Source organism: Tenacibaculum halocynthiae (assembly GCF_964512825.1).
GTDB lineage: Bacteria > Bacteroidota > Bacteroidia > Flavobacteriales > Flavobacteriaceae > Polaribacter > Polaribacter halocynthiae.
Window position 1 is genome coordinate 23,771 of the sequence record NZ_CAZELG010000009.1, and the last position, 16,385, is coordinate 40,155.

Here is a 16,385-nt window from a genome sequence, read left to right on the forward strand (position 1 = left end):
ATTTTGATTTGTTTTTAGCTTCCACTTTTAAACAAATCGTTAAATCTTAAACAATGGCAAAAGAAGTAAGTAAATTAGTAAAACTACAAGTAAGGGGAGGTGCAGCGAATCCGTCGCCACCAGTTGGACCCGCTTTAGGTGCTGCCGGTGTTAACATCATGGAGTTCTGTAAGCAGTTTAATGCACGTACACAGGACAAACAAGGTAAAGTATTACCTGTTGTTATTACTGTTTATACTGACAAATCATTTGAATTTGTAGTAAAAACACCACCAGCTGCAGTACAATTATTAGAAGCGGCCAAAATTAAGAAAGGTTCAGGTGAACCTAATAGGAAAAAAGTAGCAAAAGTTTCTTGGGATCAAATTCGAGGAATTGCAGAAGACAAAATGGTTGATATGAATGCCTTTGAAGTTGAATCTGCAATGAGAATGATCGCTGGAACAGCTCGTTCTATGGGATTAACAGTAACGGGCGATGCTCCTGCATAAACTTAAAAGAGATTTAGAAAATGGCAAGATTGACTAAAAAACAAAAAGAGGCTCACGCTAAATTAGATAGCTCTAAAGTTTATAACTTAACAGAAGCATCAGCTTTAGTAAAAGACATTACAAATGTAAAATTTGATGCATCTGTAGATTTAGCAGTACGTTTAGGAGTAGATCCTCGTAAAGCTAATCAAATGGTTCGTGGTGTTGTAACATTACCACACGGAACAGGTAAAGATGTAAAAGTTTTAGCATTAGTTACTCCAGATAAAGAAGCAGAAGCTACAGCAGCTGGTGCAGATTATGTTGGATTAGATGAATACCTTCAAAAAATTAAAGGAGGATGGACAGACGTTGATGTAATAATCACTATGCCTAGTGTTATGGGTAAATTAGGTCCTTTAGGTCGTATTTTAGGACCAAGAGGTTTAATGCCTAACCCTAAAACAGGTACAGTAACAATGGATGTATCAAAAGCAGTAACAGAAGTAAAAGCTGGTAAAATTGACTTTAAAGTTGATAAAACTGGTATCGTACATGCTGCAATCGGAAAAGTATCTTTTGATGCTAAAAAGATTGAAGAAAATGCAAACGAGTTATTGCAAACACTTATTAAATTAAAGCCAACAGCAGCAAAAGGAGAGTACATAAAAAGTATCTTTATGTCTTCAACTATGAGTCCTAGTGTTGCTATTGATGAAAAATCTTTATCATAAGGCAGTTAAAACTTTTTAATCATGACTAGAGAGGAAAAATCACAAGTAATAGAAGATTTAACAGCACAATTAGCAGATACTAATACCATTTATTTAGCAGATATATCTGGATTAGATGCTGTTACTACATCAAACTTACGTAGAGCTTGTTTTAAAGCGAATGTACAGTTATCTGTTGTTAAGAACACATTGCTTTCAAAAGCAATGGAAGCTTCTGATAAAGAATTTGCTGAGTTACAAGATGTATTAAAAGGTAATACTTCAATGTTAATTTCTGAAGCATCTAATGCTCCAGCTAAAGTTATCAAAGAGTTCAGAAAAAAATCAGATAAACCTTTATTAAAAGGTGCATATGTTGAAGAAGCAGTTTATGTTGGTGATGACCAATTAGACGCTCTTGTAAACATTAAATCTAGAGAAGAACTTATTGGAGATATTATCTCATTATTACAATCGCCTGCTAAAAATGTTGTTTCAGCATTACAATCAGGTGGTAACAAACTTTCAGGTATTCTTACAACGTTATCTGAAAAATAATTACGCGCACTAATAAACTAAAATAATAAAATTTTTAAAAACAATTAAAATGGCAGATTTAAAAGATTTCGCAGAACAATTAGTTAACTTAACAGTAAAAGAAGTTAATGAATTAGCTGATATTTTAAAAGAAGAGCATGGTATTGAGCCAGCCGCAGCAGCAGTAGCAGTAGCAGGACCAGGAGCAGCAACAGAAGCAGCTGAAGAGCAAACAGAATTTGATGTTATCTTAAAAGCAGCAGGAGGTTCTAAATTAGCAGTTGTTAAATTAGTTAAAGAATTAACTGGTTTAGGATTAAAAGAAGCTAAAGGTATCGTTGATAGCGCACCAGCAGCAGTAAAAGAAGGTGTATCTAAAGATGAGGCTGAAGGTCTTAAAAAGTCTTTAGAAGAAGCTGGAGCTGAAGTAGAGCTTAAGTAATATCTTTCCCGGTTATTAAACGGGATAAACAATAAAGGTTTAGGTACTAGAAACTTATGTTTTTAGTCCTAAACCATTTTGTGTATATATTCGTTCTTTATCTTATCACATAAGTTTAATTTGTGATTATACGATAATAATAAACTGATTAACAGTCGGTTGTTGCAATAAAAATTGCATTATTGAAACAATAAGTTTCAAAAAATATATTTTTAATTTAAAAATAGTATCTCTTTTGGCAACGATAAACACTACTGAAAGAATTAACTTCGCATCATCAAAATTAGGAGCAGATTATCCTGATTTTCTTGATATTCAGGTAAAATCTTTTCAAGACTTTTTCCAACTGCAAACTAAAGCAGAACAGCGAGGTAATGAAGGTTTATATAAAACTTTCATGGACAACTTTCCGATTACTGATACCCGTAATCAATTTGTATTAGAATTTTTAGACTATTTTGTTGACCCGCCTAGGTATAGCATTCAAGAATGTATAGAGCGTGGTTTAACACATAGTGTACCTTTAAAAGCACGTTTAAAGTTATATTGTACTGATCCTGAACATGAAGATTTTGAAACTATTGTTCAAGATGTTTATTTAGGTACAATACCTTATATGACAAATTCTGGAACGTTTATTATAAACGGAGCAGAACGTGTTGTGGTATCACAATTACACCGTTCACCAGGTGTATTCTTCGGTCAATCTTTCCATGCTAATGGAACTAAATTATACTCTGCAAGAGTTATTCCATTTAAAGGTTCTTGGATTGAATTTGCAACCGATATCAATCAAGTGATGTATGCTTATATTGATAGAAAGAAAAAATTACCAGTAACGACATTATTCAGAGCCATAGGTTTTGAAAGAGATAAAGATATTTTAGAAATTTTTGATTTAGCTGAAGAAATAAAAGTTTCAAAAGCTGGATTAAAAAAAGTATTAGGGCGAAAATTAGCGGCAAGAGTATTAAAAACTTGGCATGAAGATTTTGTTGATGAAGATACTGGAGAGGTAGTATCTATTGAGCGTAATGAAATAGTTTTTGACCGTGATACAATTTTAGAGAAAGAACATATTGATGAAATAATTGAAGCTGGAGCAAAAACTATCTTATTACATAAAGAAGATAATTTGCTTGCAGATTACGCCATCATTCATAATACATTACAAAAAGATCCTACGAATTCTGAAAAAGAAGCAGTAGAACATATTTATAGACAATTACGTAATGCTGAACCGCCAGATGAGGAAACAGCAAGAGGTATTATAGATAAATTGTTTTTCTCTGAACAACGTTATAGTTTAGGAGAAGTAGGACGTTTTAGAATGAATACCAAACTTGGTCTTAACGAAGCAATAGACCAAAAAGTATTAACTAAAACAGATATAATTACAATTATCAAATACTTAATTGAATTAATAAATTCAAAAGCAGAAGTAGATGATATTGATCACTTATCTAACCGTCGTGTTAGAACAGTAGGAGAACAATTAGCTGGTCAATTTGGAGTAGGTTTAGCTCGTATGGCACGTACTATTCGTGAACGTATGAACGTTCGTGATAACGAGGTATTTACACCAATTGATTTGATTAATGCTAAAACATTATCTTCAGTAATTAATTCTTTCTTTGGAACTAACCAGTTATCTCAATTTATGGATCAAACAAATCCATTAGCTGAGATTACACATAAGCGTCGTTTATCGGCTTTAGGACCTGGAGGTTTATCAAGAGAAAGAGCAGGTTTTGAGGTTCGTGATGTTCACTATACTCATTATGGTCGTTTATGTCCTATTGAAACACCAGAGGGACCAAATATTGGGTTAATTTCTTCATTAGCTGTATTTGCAAAGGTTAATAACCTTGGATTTATAGAAACACCTTATAAGAAAGTTGATAATGGTGTTGTAGAAGATAATGAACCTATATATTTAAGTGCTGAAGAAGAAGAAGGAATGAAGATTGCACAATCTAATCTTCCTGTTTCTAGTGAAGGAGCAATTGAATCTGAAAGAGTTATTGCTCGTGAAGAAGGAGATTTTCCAGTTGAAACTCCAGATGCAATTAACTATATGGATGTTGCACCTAATCAAATTGCATCTATATCTGCATCATTAATTCCGTTCTTAGAACATGATGATGCCAACCGTGCATTAATGGGATCGAATATGATGCGTCAAGCAGTTCCATTATTACGTCCACAATCTCCAATTGTAGGTACAGGTTTAGAGCGTAGAGTAGCTAAAGATTCTCGTATTTTAATAAATGCAGAAGGAGCAGGTACAGTTCAATACGTAGATGCAAATAGAATTACAATTAAGTATGATAGAACTGAGGATGAGCGTACAGTAAGCTTTGATTCTGATGAGAAATCATATAACTTAATTAAGTTTAGAAAAACAAATCAAGGAACAAACATTAACCTAAAACCAATTGTTAAAGTTGGAGATAGAGTTGAAGAAGGTCAAGTTCTTTGTGAAGGTTATGCAACTCAAAAAGGTGAATTAGCTTTAGGACGAAATATGAAAGTAGCCTTCATGCCTTGGAAAGGGTATAACTTTGAGGATGCGATTGTAATTTCTGAAAAAGTTGTTCGTGAAGATATTTTTACTTCTATTCATATTGATGAATATTCTTTAGATGTTCGTGATACAAAATTAGGAGCTGAAGAGTTAACTAATGATATTCCTAATGTTTCTGAAGAGGCTACTAAAGACTTAGACGAAAACGGAATGATTCGTATTGGAGCAGAAGTTAATCCTGGAGATATCTTAATAGGGAAGATTACACCAAAAGGAGAATCTGACCCAACACCAGAAGAAAAATTATTACGTGCTATTTTTGGAGATAAAGCAGGTGATGTAAAAGATGCATCATTAAAAGCTTCACCTTCATTAAGAGGAGTTGTAATAAATAAAAAATTATTCAAACGTGCAGTAAAAGATAAAAATAAGCGTGCTAGAGATAAAGAAGCAATAGCTACTTTAGAAGCATCTTACGTATCAAAGTTTGAAGGTTTAAAAGATATATTAATAGACAAGTTATTTAACTTAATAACTGGGAAAACCTCTCAAGGTGTTTATAACGATTTAGGTGAAGAAGTATTACCAAAAGGTAAGAAATTTACTCAAAAAATGTTAAATTCAGTTGGAGATTTTACTCACTTACACGGAACTTGGACTACTGATAAAGATTTAAATAATTTAGTTGTTGAATTAGTTCACAACTATAAAATTAAAGTAAACGATTTACAAGGTGTATTACGTCGTAAAAAGTTTACAATTTCTGTAGGAGATGAATTACCTGCTGGTATTTTAAAGCTTGCTAAAATTTATGTAGCTAAAAAACGTAAATTAAAAGTTGGTGATAAAATGGCAGGACGTCACGGAAATAAAGGTATTGTTGCGCGTATCGTACGTCAAGAAGATATGCCTTTCTTAGAAGACGGAACACCTGTAGATATAGTTCTTAATCCATTAGGGGTACCATCGCGTATGAATATTGGTCAAATTTATGAAACTGTTCTTGGTTGGGCAGGTGAAAAGTTAGACCAAAAATATGCAACACCAATTTTTGATGGGGCAAATATTAACGAAATTAATGCTTTAACAGATGAAGCAGGAATCCCTCGTTACGGTCATACATACTTATATGATGGTGGAACAGGAAAACGTTTTGATCAACCAGCAACAGTTGGAATAATTTATATGATTAAGTTAGGTCACATGATTGAAGATAAAATGCACGCGCGTTCTATTGGACCTTATTCATTAATTACACAACAACCATTAGGAGGTAAGGCTCAGTTTGGAGGTCAGCGTTTTGGAGAGATGGAAGTTTGGGCACTTGAAGCATATGGAGCATCAAGTATCTTACGTGAAATCTTAACCGTGAAGTCTGATGATGTATTAGGAAGAGCTAAAACATACGAAAGTATTGTTAAAGGTGAAACTATGCCAGAACCAGGTTTACCTGAATCATTTAACGTATTAATGCATGAACTTAAAGGTTTAGGATTAGACGTTAAGTTAGAAGAATAATCACAGTGAAATGTCTCAGGGTGAAAACCCTGAGACAAATCATTTTTTCATATCAGTCTTACGTAAGACATTTATTTTTAATTCGAATCCATTATCATGGCAAGAAAAAACGAAAAATACACTGTTAAGAAGTTTAACAAAATTTCAATAGGTTTAGCATCACCAGAGTCTATTTTAGAGGCTTCTAGAGGTGAGGTTTTAAAACCAGAAACAATTAACTACCGTACTCATAAACCAGAAAGAGATGGTTTATTTTGTGAGCGTATCTTTGGTCCTGTAAAAGATTATGAGTGTGCGTGTGGTAAATATAAAAGAATACGATATAAAGGTATCGTATGTGACCGTTGTGGTGTAGAAGTAACTGAGAAAAAAGTTCGTAGAGATAGAGTAGGTCATATTAATTTAGTAGTACCAGTAGCACATATTTGGTACTTCAGATCATTACCTAACAAAATGGGATACCTTTTAGGGTTACCATCTAAGAAGTTAGATATGATTATTTACTACGAAAGATATGTAGTAATTCAGCCAGGTATCGCTAAAAATTCTGAAGGAGAGCCATTACAAAAAATGGATTTCTTAACTGAAGAAGAGTATTTAGACATTGCGGATGAACTTCCACAAGATAATATGTATTTAGAAGACTCTGACCCAAATAAGTTTATAGCTAAAATGGGAGCAGATTGTTTAATTGATTTATTAGAAAGAATCGATTTAGATACTTTATCTTATGAGTTACGTCATAAAGCAAATACTGAAACATCTAAACAACGTAAAAATGAAGCGTTAAAGCGTTTAAATGTTGTTGAAGCATTTAGAGATTCTCAAAAAAATAGAGAGAATAAACCTGAATGGATGATAATGAAGGCGGTACCAGTTATACCACCAGAATTACGTCCATTAGTACCTCTTGATGGAGGACGTTTTGCTACTTCTGATTTAAATGACTTATACCGTCGTGTAATTATCCGTAACAATCGTTTAAAACGATTAATGGAAATTAAAGCACCAGAAGTAATTTTACGTAATGAAAAACGTATGTTACAAGAATCAGTAGATTCATTATTTGATAACACACGTAAGGCATCAGCTGTAAAAACAGAATCTAACAGACCATTAAAATCATTATCTGATAGTTTAAAAGGTAAACAAGGACGTTTCCGTCAAAACTTATTAGGTAAGCGTGTTGATTATTCTGCGCGTTCTGTAATTGTTGTTGGACCTGAATTAAGATTATTTGAATGTGGACTGCCAAAAGATATGGCAGCAGAATTATACAAGCCTTTTGTTATTCGTAAATTAATAGAAAGAGGAATTGTTAAGACTGTAAAATCTGCAAAGAAAATTATAGATAGAAAAGAACCTGTAGTTTGGGATATTTTAGAAAATGTAATTAAAGGACATCCAGTTTTACTAAACCGTGCTCCTACGTTACACCGTTTAGGTATTCAAGCATTCCAACCTAAATTAATTGAAGGAAAAGCAATTCGTTTACATCCACTTGCTTGTTCTGCCTTCAATGCCGATTTTGATGGTGATCAAATGGCGGTTCACTTACCATTAGGACCTGAAGCAATTTTAGAAGCTCAGTTATTAATGTTAGGTTCTCATAATATTTTGAATCCTGCAAATGGAGCACCTATTACGGTACCATCTCAGGATATGGTATTAGGTTTATACTACATGACTAAAGAAAGAAAGTCAACTCCTGAAGTGCCTATTAAAGGTGAAGGATTAACTTTCTATTCTCCAGAAGAAGTTATTATAGCTTTAAATGAAGAAAGAGTAGACTTAAATGCGGGAATTAAAGTTCGTACGCATGATGTTGTTGATGGTGAGCACGTAACTAGAATTATAGCAACTACAGTTGGTAGAGTTTTATTTAACGAAAAAGTACCAAAAGCTGCAGGATACATTAATGATGTATTAACTAAGAAGTCTTTAAGAGGTGTTATTAGTGGTATTTTAAAGGTAACTGATATTCCTTCTGTTGGTAATTTCTTAGATGAAATTAAAAATATGGGATATAAATACGCCTTCGAAGGTGGTTTATCTTTCTCATTAGGTGATATTATTATTCCTGCTGAAAAGCAATCTATGATTGCTGAAGCTAACAAAGAAGTTGATGGAATTATAATGAACTATAACATGGGTATGCTTACTCAGAAAGAACGTTATAATCAGGTAATTGATATTTGGGGTAGAACCAATAACCAATTAACTGAGTTGTCTATGAAACGTTTACGTGAAGACCAACAAGGATTTAACTCAGTATTTATGATGTTAGATTCTGGAGCGCGTGGATCTAAAGAACAGATTCGTCAGCTTACAGGTATGCGTGGATTAATGGCAAAACCTAAAAAATCTACAGCTGGAGGTGGAGAAATTATTGAGAATCCAATTCTTTCTAACTTTAAGGAAGGGCTATCAATTTTAGAATACTTTATCTCTACGCACGGGGCTCGTAAAGGTCTTGCGGATACGGCTTTAAAAACGGCCGATGCAGGTTACTTAACACGTCGTTTAGTAGATGTTTCTCAAGACGTAATTGTAAATGAAGATGATTGTGGTACATTAAGAGGATTAGAAGTTACTCCATTAAAGAAAAATGATGAAATAGTTGAATCATTAAGTGATAGAATTTCAGGACGTACTGCATTACATGATGTTTTCAAGCCAACTACTGATGAAATTTTAATTGGAGCTGGAGAATTAATTACTCCTAAGTTAGCTGAAATTATTCAAGAGTCTGGTATTGATAGAGTTGAAGTTCGTTCAGCATTAACATGTGAATCTCAAAGAGGAATATGTGCTAAGTGTTACGGACAAAGTTTATCTACTGGTAAAAAAGTTCAAAGAGGTGAAGCAGTAGGAGTTATTGCAGCACAATCTATTGGAGAGCCGGGTACACAGTTAACATTACGTACGTTCCACGTTGGTGGGGTAGCAGGTAATATTTCTGAAGATAATAAGTTAATAGCTAAATTTGAAGGAAAAGTTTCTATTGATGATTTACGTACTGTAAAAGGTAAAGATAACGAAGGAAAAGAAATTGAAATCGTTATTTCACGTACAGCAGAAATTAAAATTACTGATAAGAAAACAGGAATTACTTTAAGTACAAATATTATCCCTTACGGATCTACTATCTTTAATAAAGAAAGAAAAGATATTAAGAAAGGTGATGTAGTTTGTCAGTGGGATCCATTTAACGGTGTTATTGTTTCTGAATTTGGAGGTAGAGTTAAGTTTGATAACTTAGAACAAGGTATAAACTACTCTGTTGAAGTTGATGAGCAAACTGGTTTCCAAGAAAAAGTAATGACTGATTCTAAAAATAAAAAAATTATTGCTTCATTAATTATTGAAGATGCAGACGGTAATGCTTTACGTTCGTATAGTTTACCTGTAGGTGCACATTTAATGGTAAGTGATGGTGATAAAGTTGAGTCTGGTCATACTTTAGTTAAAATTCCACGTAAGTCTGGTAAAGCAGGGGATATTACAGGAGGTTTACCACGTGTAACTGAATTATTTGAAGCACGTAATCCATCTAATCCAGCTGTTGTAGCTCAAATTGATGGGGTAGTATCTTTCGGTAAAATTAAGAGAGGTAACCGTGAAATTATAATCGAGTCTAAAACTGGAGAAATTAAGAAATACTTAATTAAATTATCTAACCAGATTTTAGTTCAAGAGAATGACTTTATAAAAGCAGGTATGCCATTATCTGATGGAGCAACAACTCCTATAGATATTTTAAATATTAAAGGACCTTCAGCTGTTCAAGAATACTTAGTAAATGAAATACAAGAAGTATATCGTTTACAAGGGGTAAAGATTAACGATAAGCATTTTGAAGTAGTTGTACGTCAAATGATGCGTAAAGTTAGAGTTATCGATTCAGGTGATACTTTATTCTTAGAAAACCAATTAATTCATAAAAATGATTTCATTAAGCAGAATGATGCTATTTATGGAATGAAAATCGTTGAAGAAGCTGGTGATTCTGAAAACTTAAAAGCAGGACAGATGATATCTGCACGTCAATTAAGAGATGAAAACTCTTTATTACGTAGATCAGATAAAGACTTAGTAGTAGCACGTGATGTTCAACCAGCAACAGCTGAGCAGGTATTACAAGGTATTACAAGAGCGTCATTACAAACAAAATCGTTTATTTCTGCGGCATCGTTCCAGGAAACTACGAAAGTTTTAAATGAAGCTGCTGTTAATGGTAAGATAGATACATTAGAAGGATTAAAAGAGAATGTAATTGTAGGTAAGAGAATACCAGCAGGAACAGGAATGAGAAGCTACGATACGCAAATTGTAGGTCCTAAAGATGAAATAGAAAATAGTTTATAAAAACTATTGTAATTATAAGGAAAGACCTCTATTTTAGAGGTCTTTCTTTTTAAACGTAATATTGTAGTATGGACGAAAATAACAATGACCCACAATTAAATATTGAATTAGATCAAGATATAGCTGAAGGAACGTATAGTAATTTAGCAATCATCAATCATTCAGTTTCTGAGTTTATAGTTGATTTTATAAATATTATGCCTGGTGTACCTAAGGCAAAAGTAAAATCGAGAATTATTTTAACACCACAACATGCTAAAAGACTTACAAAGGCATTAGCTGAAAATATTCGTAAGTTTGAACAAGCTCATGGTGAAATTAAAGATTATGAACAACCACCTATTCCTATGAATTTTGGAGGTACAACTGGAGAAGCATAATGAAAAACAACTTAAGATTAATTGTAACTGTAAGTTTTTTAGAGTTTTAAAATAAAAAAAATCCCATTTGTGGATTTTTTTTTATTTTTGAATATTGCTAAAAGATGAAAAATGAAAAAAATGTTATTATTATTATTATTATCACCAACTTTAATTAAAGCTGGTGTCAATGTCAAAATTTTTTATGAAAAGACTGACACAGGTTATAATATTTATGCAGATAACCATGAATATTGTCCAGTATCAATTAAAATTAATTTTAGAGTATTTAATTTAAAGCCTAGTCATGGAATTAATAATATTTATGTCGTTGGAGCATCAAAAAAAAGGCATTTACTGACAAAATTAAAAATTTTAAATAAATTTGAGTTATATATGTTTTCATTTAAAGGGTGGATGTATTATGGTAAGTATAATAAAAGTTACGATATGGAATATGTTTATGATTTACCTTTTAATAAATTCAGTAGGTTTAGAATAGATCAGGGATATAATGGTCGTTTTTCACATAAAAATATATATGCACTTGATTTTAGCATGCCAATTGGCACAGAGATAAGAGCTATAAGAGATGGAGTAGTTGTAAAAGTTGAAGAAAAGTATTCTAAAAGATGCATGCAAGAGCATTGCAAAAAATTTAGTAATTTTATTATTATCTATCATTCTGATGGTACATTTGCTTCCTATGCGCACATAAAAAAAAATGGAGCAATTGTAAAGTCTGGAGATAGAATTTCAAAAGGAGAGTTAATAGGATATAGTGGAGATGTAGGATATGCAACAGGGGCGCATTTACATTTATCAGTTTATTTAGAAGTGATGGGGAAACAAGAAACAATAAAAACGAAATTTAGGATTGATAATGGTAACAGAAGTGAATATTTGAAAGACAAAATTTTTTATGAAAGAAAGTATTAATAATTATTTATAATGAAAAAGCAGATTAAATTTATTAGTTAATCTGCCTTTTTAGTATTATACTTTAAAAGTAATCACAGGTAATGTACTGTGGTTGGCAATATCTTCGGATATACTACCTTCAAAAAAGTGTGCAATTCCTTTTCTACCGTGGGTAGCTAAAACTAATACATCTGCATCAATAGTATTTGCATAATATAAAACACCTTCTTCAATCGAGTAATCAGCAATAATTTTAATGTTATTAAATGAGTCTATTGCTTCATGTGTTTTATTAATGAATTTACTTACTTTATCATTAATTTCTTTAGTGCTTTTAAAATTTGATGTTGGTGTAGTTACATAAGTTAATTTTAAATCACAGCCCAAAGCACTAAAGAAAGCCTTTGCTTCTTGATATGGTTTAATATCATCATCAGAGAAATCACAAGCAAAAACAGCCGTTTTTAAATCTGTTTCAATAGGTTTTTCTTTAATAACTAATACAGGAACGTTTGCATAACGTATTACTTTTTCCGTGTTAGAGCCAATAAACATTTCTTTTAAGCCACTTGTGCCACGTGATCCCATAATAATTAAATCAGCATTTTCTTCTCTTGATAGTTGATCTAATTCACTAAATATTTTGAAATGTTTAATTACTGGTGTTACTTTCACTGAGTTTAAATACTCTTTATTTAAAAAATCTGAAAATTTTCTTTCAGCTAGTTTATAGTAAAATATAGTTTCTTGTTGTGCATATGATTCTGATTGTGAAGCTATAGCATTAGAAAGCTCAAGCATATGAACAGCAATGATTTCAGCATTGTGTTTTTTTGCTAAATAGGCGGCAGATTTTAATGCGTTTTCAGAATAGATTGAAAAATCAATAGGAACAATTATTCTTTTCATAATTTAAAGGTTTTGATTGATACTCTAAGTTATGATATTTTGTGTTTTTAAAACATGATTTATATCAGTCTAAGAAAGAAAATATTGTTTTAATGGCAACCTTTTGCTGTTTCACTAATTGTAGAAACTAACTCACTTGGAGAGATGTATGGAATGCCTAAACCTAGGCCACGAAGTATAAATAAAACACCTATCGAAGCAACAACATAAGGAATTGCTTTTTGAATTTTTTGTCTAATTGAAACATTTGCAAAATTACCAATATATACAACTGTCGTCATTAAAGGAATTGTGCCTAAACCGAATAAAAACATATATAAACTTCCTTCTAAAGCATTAGATGTTGTTAAAGCACCAAATACAGCCATATAAACTAAACCACATGGAAGAAACCCATTAAGAAAACCTATGGTAAAAAATGTATCATTTCCTTTCTTTTTTAACTCATTTCCTAAAGCTGATTTTACTTTAAATATTAATTTGTTAATTGGTTTAGAAAAAATTGTGATTTTGCGTGCTATTTTAGGAAGCAATACAATTAATATCATTAAAAGCCCTACAATGATTGATAATTGTTGTTGAAAGCCAAAGAAATAAAAACTTTTTCCGAGCAATCCGAAAAGAAGTCCCATTAAGCTATAGGTAAGAGTTCTTCCAAAATGATAACTCGTAATTTGAAAAAATTGTTTTACTTTATTAGTCCTATCTATAGGTAACATAAAAGCTATAGGACCACACATTCCAATGCAGTGGAAACTACCTAATAATCCTAATATAATAGCTGATAATAACATTAGTAAATAAGTTCTTCTTTAAATAAATAGTTTCTACCTTTGTATTGCCAACTTATGGTAATGTTCCATCGACCACCCAATAAACGGTTCTCAGGCACGAGCAAATATGTATTGGAAAGTGAAAGTGGTATTTCGAAATCCAATTGTTTATTAGATGGTCTGTATAGAAACATTTTACCTTTTATTTTTTTGTAGTCAAAATCTTTAGGAAAATTAATAATTAAGCCTTCTTTAGATTTATTTATAGTAATGTTGTTTTTTAATCTTTTAGCATTTTTTGTAGCCTCAATGTTTTGCTGAAAATCTAATTCTTTTTGATAATATTTTTCAGTTACTAAATCATGATTATACCCTTGTTTTGTGCTCATTGTAATTACAAAGTACATTATAAAGCTCATAAAAGCGATGATTGATATTACTATACCCGTGCCCCAGTTTAGTTTCATTTTATTGTTTTTTTATGTTATTATATTTATATAATAACTGGTTTATCTATAGCTCCTTGGACCTAAGAAGTTTGTTGTTGTTGTTTCAATGAGTTTAGTACCACTATAAACTCCAATTTTTAATTTTTCTTTATCACCTTTCATTATAGATTGATGTAATTCTATAAATAAAGTGCCCTCAGCCAAACCTTGCTTTGGAATTTCAAAGTTTTGATGTGTTACAATTTCAATTTTACCTTTATGCGATATTAGTTTATAACTAACATTATTTATTTGTTGTGTAGTTTTATTAATTACTTTAAACGTATAAATATTACTAATAATACCATTTTCTTTATGTTCATATAATTGCCCTGGAAGTCTTAATATAGTTGCTTCAACATCATTTCGTAAAAACAACATTCCTATTAAAACACCAATTAATATAAATAAGACTGCTGTATAGCCTTTCATTCTGGCATTAAACTTAAAAGGAGCCTTTTTACTAATGTTTTCTTCACTAGCATACCTGATTAAACCTTTGGGAAGACCAACTTTTTCCATCATATGATCGCATTCATCAATACAGGCAGTACAATTAACACATTCAAGTTGTGTTCCGTTTCTAATATCTATACCAGTTGGACAAACATTAACACACTGAAAACAATCTATACAATCTCCTTTTCCAGAAGCCTTTCTATCTTCGTTCTTTTTGAATTTTGCTCTACCATTTTCTTTTTCTCCTCTAACATGATCATAAGCAACATTAATAGTTTTGTTGTCTAATAATACACCTTGTAATCTTCCGTATGGACAAGCTATAATACATACTTGTTCTCTAAACCAAGCGAATATAAAATAGAAAACACTTGTAAATATTAGTAATGAAATTAGTGTGCTTATATTCTCAAAAGGATTACCAGTTATGTAGGTAATTAATCTATCTCCACCAATAAGATACGCCAAAAATACATTAGCAATTATAAATGAAATTATAAAAAAGATAACCCATTTTAAAACTCTCTTCTTTATTTTTTCAGCATTCCATTGTTGTTTATCTAATCGAATTTGTTTCCCTCTATCTCCTTCTATTAAGTATTCAATTTTTCTGAAAACCATTTCTAAAAAAATCGTTTGCGGGCAAATCCATCCACAAAATATCCGACCAAAAACAACAGTAAATAGGATAATAAAAACAACACCAATTATCATTGATACCACGAGTAAATGGAAATCTTGTGGCCAAAAAGGAAAACCAAAAATGTTAAATTGCCTATCTAAAACATTAAATAGTAAAAATTGATTCCCGTTTATTTTAATGAATGGAGCTGATAATAAAATGAATAATAGAAAATAGCTTATATATGTACGGTACTTGTAAAAAACACCACTAGGTTTTTTAGGGAAAACCCAAGAACGTTTACCATCACTATTTATAGTGCTAATACTATCTCTAAAAACTTCATCCTTGGGTGTTTCCATAATAACTAACTATTAAAAAACCAAAATTTTAATTTCTTATTTATTCTTCTTCGTATAAATCTCCTTGAGGTGCTTTGGCTTTGGCAGGAGTTGTTCCTTGTAATGATAAAACATAACTAGAAACTTTTTGAATATCTTTAGGTTTTAATGTTTTTCCCCAAGCTACCATACCTTTACCATCTCTACCTCCTTTTGAAATAGTTTTGAAAACATTTTTTATACCTCCACCTAAAATCCAATATTTATCGGTTAAGTTAGGGCCAATACCTCCACCACCATCTTTTAAATGACAAGCAGCACAGTTTAAATTAAATACAGCTTTTCCTCTATTTAAATCACTTTCGTCTGTTAAAATAGTAACCGTTTCCATATCGATAATAGCTTCTTTAGAGGTAGATTTAAAGGCTGCTAATTCACGTTTTGCTATAGCAACAGATTTTTCATATTCTACAATTTGATTGTCACCATTAAAAACGTGGTATTTTACTAAATAAAGTACTCCAAAAATCATAGTAGCATAAAACATATATAGCCACCATGGCGGTAAGTTGTTATCTAGTTCTTTAATTCCATCATAGTTATGGTCTAACTCAATTTCACCTTCTTCTTCAATAGCTTTAGCTTGAGTCCATTTAGTAATAAGATCTTTAGCCCAAGCCCAATGATCAACTTCTTCAGGCTTAATTCCGTCTTTTTCTAATTGAAGTTCTTCAGCTTTTTGCTGAGCTACAATATTTACTAATTCTTTTAAAAGAACTACTAAAATTAATGCTACTAAAGCTATCCAAACTAAAGGGTTTTCATACAAGCTAAAAGGATTTTCGTATGACATTATAGCTTTAACTATAGCAAAAAATGTAATAGCTATAAAAGAGATATATGCTAATGATTGAAAATATTTTTTCATCTTCTTTTAT

The 16,385-nt window shown here is 31.6% G+C and carries 13 protein-coding genes; 8 read left to right on the forward strand and 5 right to left on the reverse strand.

What is annotated here, in order from left to right; translation table 11 throughout:
- Positions 1 to 53 precede the first annotated feature (53 nt).
- The 8 genes from rplK to ACKTTQ_RS00795 all read left to right on the forward strand — a co-directional run bounded on the left by rplK (position 54) and on the right by ACKTTQ_RS00795 (position 11,873).
- Positions 54 to 491: a 50S ribosomal protein L11 gene (gene rplK / locus ACKTTQ_RS00760; RefSeq protein WP_093869050.1), complete on the forward strand. Its 438-nt coding sequence runs from the start codon at positions 54 to 56 to the stop codon at positions 489 to 491.
- Positions 492 to 511: 20 nt separating this feature from the next.
- A complete protein-coding gene (rplA, locus tag ACKTTQ_RS00765) occupies positions 512 to 1,204 on the forward strand; it encodes a 50S ribosomal protein L1 (RefSeq protein WP_093869049.1) in 693 nt (230 codons plus the stop codon).
- 21 nt (positions 1,205 to 1,225) lie between these two features.
- Positions 1,226 to 1,741, forward strand: coding sequence for a 50S ribosomal protein L10 (rplJ, locus tag ACKTTQ_RS00770; protein ID WP_093869048.1), 516 nt, complete (start codon positions 1,226 to 1,228; stop codon positions 1,739 to 1,741).
- A 49-nt stretch (positions 1,742 to 1,790) separates the two neighbouring features.
- A complete protein-coding gene (rplL, locus tag ACKTTQ_RS00775) occupies positions 1,791 to 2,162 on the forward strand; it encodes a 50S ribosomal protein L7/L12 (RefSeq protein WP_408048163.1) in 372 nt (123 codons plus the stop codon).
- 235 nt (positions 2,163 to 2,397) lie between these two features.
- Positions 2,398 to 6,207 (forward strand): DNA-directed RNA polymerase subunit beta, encoded by a 3,810-nt coding sequence (gene rpoB, locus ACKTTQ_RS00780; protein ID WP_093869046.1) that lies wholly within the window; start codon positions 2,398 to 2,400, stop codon positions 6,205 to 6,207.
- A gap of 96 nt (positions 6,208 to 6,303) precedes the next feature.
- A complete protein-coding gene (rpoC, locus tag ACKTTQ_RS00785; protein ID WP_093869045.1) occupies positions 6,304 to 10,575 on the forward strand; it encodes a DNA-directed RNA polymerase subunit beta' in 4,272 nt (1,423 codons plus the stop codon).
- A gap of 68 nt (positions 10,576 to 10,643) precedes the next feature.
- Positions 10,644 to 10,955 (forward strand): DUF3467 domain-containing protein, encoded by a 312-nt coding sequence (locus tag ACKTTQ_RS00790; protein WP_093869044.1) that lies wholly within the window; start codon positions 10,644 to 10,646, stop codon positions 10,953 to 10,955.
- A 111-nt stretch (positions 10,956 to 11,066) separates the two neighbouring features.
- Complete coding sequence (locus ACKTTQ_RS00795) at positions 11,067 to 11,873, forward strand: M23 family metallopeptidase (protein ID WP_408048164.1); 807 nt, start codon at positions 11,067 to 11,069, stop codon at positions 11,871 to 11,873.
- Between the two features lie 57 nt (positions 11,874 to 11,930).
- Here ACKTTQ_RS00795 and ACKTTQ_RS00800 read toward each other — a convergent pair whose 3' ends face one another.
- From ACKTTQ_RS00800 to ACKTTQ_RS00820, 5 genes are all read right to left on the reverse strand, one after another.
- The gene (locus ACKTTQ_RS00800) at positions 11,931 to 12,764 is read right to left on the reverse strand and encodes a universal stress protein (RefSeq protein WP_408048165.1); all 834 of its coding nucleotides are present in this window, start codon (positions 12,762 to 12,764) and stop codon (positions 11,931 to 11,933) included.
- Between the two features lie 89 nt (positions 12,765 to 12,853).
- The gene (locus tag ACKTTQ_RS00805) at positions 12,854 to 13,558 is read right to left on the reverse strand and encodes a sulfite exporter TauE/SafE family protein (RefSeq protein WP_093869043.1); all 705 of its coding nucleotides are present in this window, start codon (positions 13,556 to 13,558) and stop codon (positions 12,854 to 12,856) included.
- Complete coding sequence (locus ACKTTQ_RS00810; RefSeq protein ID WP_113786560.1) at positions 13,558 to 14,004, reverse strand: FixH family protein; 447 nt, start codon at positions 14,002 to 14,004, stop codon at positions 13,558 to 13,560. Before ACKTTQ_RS00810 ends, ACKTTQ_RS00805 begins: the two co-directional genes overlap by 1 nt.
- A 42-nt stretch (positions 14,005 to 14,046) precedes the next feature.
- On the reverse strand, positions 14,047 to 15,468 hold the full coding sequence (ccoG, locus tag ACKTTQ_RS00815; protein ID WP_408048166.1) for a cytochrome c oxidase accessory protein CcoG: 1,422 nt from the start codon (positions 15,466 to 15,468) through the stop codon (positions 14,047 to 14,049).
- Between the two features lie 40 nt (positions 15,469 to 15,508).
- Entirely contained in the window at positions 15,509 to 16,375 is an 867-nt protein-coding gene (locus ACKTTQ_RS00820) for a cbb3-type cytochrome c oxidase N-terminal domain-containing protein (RefSeq protein WP_408048167.1), read from the reverse strand.
- Positions 16,376 to 16,385: the final 10 nt, after the last annotated feature.